This is a genomic window from Pseudomonas sp. P4_C3 (assembly GCF_056402075.1).
On sequence record NZ_JBFUIC010000786.1, the window covers coordinates 1 to 613 of the forward strand.

Here is a 613-nt window from a genome sequence, read left to right on the forward strand (position 1 = left end):
CATGAACAGTTGGTCAAGGACGGCTCTTCCCGGGAAACTGCTCTGCAATACGCAAATGCTGTTTTCCCTGGCAGTATGTCGGCGGCAATTGCGCTGGGCACACCGTTTACCCAGGCAGCTGAAAAGATCAATGCAAAGCGGCCGGATGCACATTCAATTTCATTCGATAGTGTGCAGTGGTTGCCAGCCTCGGATCCCTCTGTGGTGCGAGATGGGCTGACTTTCGTGGGGCACATCAAGGGTTTCCATGAAAAAATTGGCCAGCCGCCAACGCCTAATCTTTTGAAGGTGCCTGGCTATTTCAAAGGTACCCCGCATACGGTCATTGGGCATGAGGCGGAAGTTCCGTGGCCAGGATACATCCAGCACATGGACTACGAGCTGGAGCTTGGCTACGTCATCGGAAAGCGTGGAGAAAGTCTGCGTCCTGATAACGCGCTTGATCACCTGTTTGGTATCACCATCTTCAACGATTTCAGTGCCCGCGATTGTCAGGCAGTCGAAATGCCGATTGGGATGGGCCCCACCAAGTGTAAAGATTTCGCCTACGGTATCGGGCCTTGGATTACCACCGTAGATGAATTCAAAGACCTGGACCGGATCGGCATGGAAG

1 protein-coding gene is annotated in these 613 nt (G+C 53.2%); it reads left to right on the forward strand.

Annotated features, from left to right (window positions below; genetic code table 11):
- Positions 1-613 (forward strand): fumarylacetoacetate hydrolase family protein (locus AC1DVH_RS32440; protein WP_477757217.1); only part of this gene is annotated, 613 nt, incomplete at both ends.